This is a genomic window from uncultured Clostridium sp., assembly GCF_937920395.1.
In the GTDB taxonomy this organism is placed as follows: domain Bacteria; phylum Bacillota; class Clostridia; order Clostridiales; family Clostridiaceae; genus Clostridium_AD.
Map to the genome: position 1 here is coordinate 1 of NZ_CALEVF010000100.1, position 3,718 is coordinate 3,718.

The following is a 3,718-nucleotide window of genomic DNA, read 5'->3' on the forward strand; positions in this document are numbered from 1 at the left end:
CACTCCCTTTAAATTTAGTATGTGTAATAGTTGAATAAATAATGTAATTATTTTTCTAACATATTTTTATAAATTTCATAATATTTTTCCCAAAAATTTTCTATAGTGAAATTATTAATAACTATATTATATAAACTTTTTCCTTTTACATTTAAATAACTCTTATCTAAATATGCCGCTCTCATAGCCATATAAATATGTGTATTATCTTTATCTGTTATTTTATATCCACTATTTTCATCTAATATACACTCAAGATCACCTACTTGCGTATAAATCAATGGTTTTTTTACAATTCCTGATTCTAAAACCGTTAACGGTGGTGCTCCACCCTCACTTAATGAAGCTAAAATACTTATATTAGATGCATTTAAATAGTCTAGCGGATTAGAAACATTTCCTACCATAATAACACTATTTTCTAATTTTAACTTAATAATTAAACTTTCTAGTTCTAATTGAAGCTCTCCACCACCAACTAGTAATAATTTCATATCATTAAATTCAAGAATTAATTTCCCAAAAGCTAAAATAACTTCTCTATGGTTTTTTATGGGATGTAATCTTGCAACCATAACATATATAAACTCATTATCTTTTATTTTTAAACTATTCTTTATATCTTTCGCAGAAGTTCCAATAATACAACTTTTTATATCTATACCATTGTTTACAACTGAAATTTTTCCTTTTATTCCCTTATCTTCGAGTAAAGTCTTCAAATTATTTGATACGCAAATATAATTATCAAAACTCTTTAAACCCCTAATGCTTAAGGGTGTAAATATAAAATATTTCAACTTATTATTAAGAAAATCATATCTAAAATCACTATGAACTACTGCTACCGTTGGTACATTTAATTTATTTTTTAAAATTAAATGTACTAGAAAGGGTTTTGCTCCATGGAAATTAACTATACTTATTGAATTTTGATTTATAAACTTTACAAGTTCTATATTGTAAAGTTTCTTACTAAAAAGTTTATAACTAACTCCCAATTCCTTAGCTTTCAAGTATAATGGACCCTCACCTAGAAGACCAATTATATTTTCAAATTTTTTGTTTGATTTGTCACATATATTTAATACGTGTTTCCCACCACCACCATTATCATTACCTGATATAATATGTAATATTTTAATATTTATCCCTCCCATTATTTATCTAAAACAAAGAATAATTACTCTTTTTTGTTGTTATATTTAATTACCATTATGATGAATTTAGGTATAGATGCTAACCTCTTAATTCTAAATGGCTCCTTTATAACTCGGTATAACCATTCCATGCCTATTTTTATCATCCATTTAGGTGCACGTTTAACATTACCCGCAATAATATCAAAACTTCCCCCAACACCCATATATATTTCACAAGGAAGTCTATCCATATATTTTGCTATAAATAACTCTTGCCTTGGACATCCCATTGCAACAAATAATACTTTAGGATTTACTAATTGTATTTCTTTTAATACTTCTTCACAATTATCTAATTCAAAATATCCATCATGACTACCAAGTATATTCAATTTGTGATACTTAGTTCTTAACTTTATATTACACATATCAACTGTTTCTTTTGTTGATCCTAATAGATATATACCTTTATTATCTTTTTCACATTTTTTCACTATATTATCCATGACTTCTACACCCGCAAGTTTTTCCTTAACAGGATTTCCTACAATTTTTGAGCATATTACTGTTCCAATCCCATCTGGAATAATAATTGAATTTTCACTTGTAAAATTTTCAAGCAAAACAGTATTCTTAAGTCCACTAAGGAGAACTTCTGGATTTCCTGAAATAATATGTACTTTTTCAAAATTGTCTATACATTTAAATAATTCTCCCATATTATCATTGAAAATTTTATATTGCAAAATTTTTGTTATCATAAATTCCTCCAAGCAACCTGCCTATAGCAGATCTCATATTAAGTCACTTTAATACTAGTAAGCACCATCTTTCTTAAATACAGACACCAGTGTTAATAATATTATTTTTATATCTAAAAAAACTGAAAAATCTTTAATATAGTTAAGATCATAGGTAACCGTTTTTCCTAGTTCAATTTCACCTCTACCACTAATCTGTGCAAGTCCAGTTATTCCTGGCAAAACTAGAAGTCTTTGATAATAACTTTTAGGATAATATTTAACCACTTCTGGTATTTCAGGTCTAGGTCCTACAAGACTCATATTGCCAAATAAAACATTAAAAAGTTGAGGTATCTCATCTAAACTATTACGTCTCAAAAAATTACCCACCTTAGTTACCCTACTATCTAACTTACTTTGAAACACAAAATTTTCAAGATCATCTGGATTAATGTTAAGTTGCCTTTTACTCTCAGCTTGAATTATCATAGTTCTAAATTTATAAATAGTAAACTTTTCTCCATTTTTTCCAACTCTAACTTGCTTAAATATAGTTGCACCTTTTGAATCTGTTTTAATAGCAAGAATGATAATTAAATATATTGGTGACAATATAATTATCCCAATAAAAGATAATACAATATCCATTAACCGCTTAATTACAAATTGGAATTTCTTATTCTCAATATGTGTACTCTTGTCTATAGTTATCATTTTACTTTTATTCACACCTTACCCCTACTTTCTCATAACCATTTAAACACTTTTACATTTGTAGTTTCTTTGATAATGTTTATTTTAATTAATTTCTGATGAATTTAATAAACTTTCTGCTGTCGCTATTAGCAACCAAAAATATGTAGTAGCCATAGGTACAAAAAATAGATTGTCTGATATATTCATAAAGAAAAATGCTATCATTGATGCAAATGCACCCATATAAAAGGCTTTTATAAATTTATCATCTGTTGTAATAAATAGTTTTTTCACTCTAAAAAGTGATGTTACTAAAACTGCTAAAAAAGATACTATTCCTACTATACCCAATTCACTCTCGATCTTCAAATAAGAATTATGAGCAGGATATCTCTTGTAAGCATTATAACTTAGTCCCTTATATTTACTTACATATTCATTATATCGACTAATAAAATTACCATTACCTACTCCTAAAATTGGATGTTCTTTAATCATCATCATTGCAGTTTTCCACAATTTTACTCTAGATGCATTTTGTGAAACATTTGTTAAATCCTTAACTCTATCAAATACAGATGGCATAAATAAAGTTAAAATCCCTATACTACCAAAAGCTATAATTAATTTATAACTATAAATCACGCATAATACCACTGCACCTAAACAAACTCCTAATTGCGCATTTCTAGAATATGTCATAATTATATTCGCAAATAATAAAATTGATATTATCCCATACATACTCTTAATCTTTTTATTTTTTTCATATATTGTAAGCATTACCACTGGAAATATAATTAGAATAAGAAAGGCAGAATAAGCGTTAGGATTAAACATTGTTCCTGCAATTTTAACCACACTATATCCTGAAGAATACTTTTCTACAAATTTTTTATCTAATCCAATTTTTGTAAAATATTGGATTATACCAAAAATGCTCAAAATTACTGCTGTAAATATATAGCATTTTAATAAATTCTTCACTAACTTGGATGTGTTGAATTCATATTTAATTACAAAAAATATAAATACATAAGTTGAAAATCTTGCACTTTCGGCTAATGCAAGTTTCTTTTCTAATGCATAGAAAGTGGATAATAACATTATTCCAAGTAATATTAATATACAAATACT

Annotated in this window: 4 protein-coding genes; all 4 read right to left on the bottom strand. The window is 26.7% G+C overall.

The window, feature by feature from the left end:
- Positions 1-47: 47 nt before the first annotated feature.
- The gene (locus Q0649_RS08970; RefSeq protein ID WP_298840478.1) at positions 48-1,160 is read right to left on the bottom strand and encodes a glycosyltransferase; all 1,113 of its coding nucleotides are present in this window, start codon (positions 1,158-1,160) and stop codon (positions 48-50) included.
- Between the two features lie 23 nt (positions 1,161-1,183).
- Positions 1,184-1,903, bottom strand: coding sequence for a WecB/TagA/CpsF family glycosyltransferase (locus tag Q0649_RS08975; RefSeq protein ID WP_298840481.1), 720 nt, complete (start codon positions 1,901-1,903; stop codon positions 1,184-1,186).
- 54 nt (positions 1,904-1,957) lie between these two features.
- The gene (locus Q0649_RS08980) at positions 1,958-2,599 is read right to left on the bottom strand and encodes a sugar transferase (RefSeq protein WP_298840488.1); all 642 of its coding nucleotides are present in this window, start codon (positions 2,597-2,599) and stop codon (positions 1,958-1,960) included.
- A gap of 84 nt (positions 2,600-2,683) precedes the next feature.
- The coding region (locus tag Q0649_RS08985; RefSeq protein WP_298840485.1) for an O-antigen ligase at positions 2,684-3,718 on the bottom strand (1,035 nt) is incomplete at its 5' end.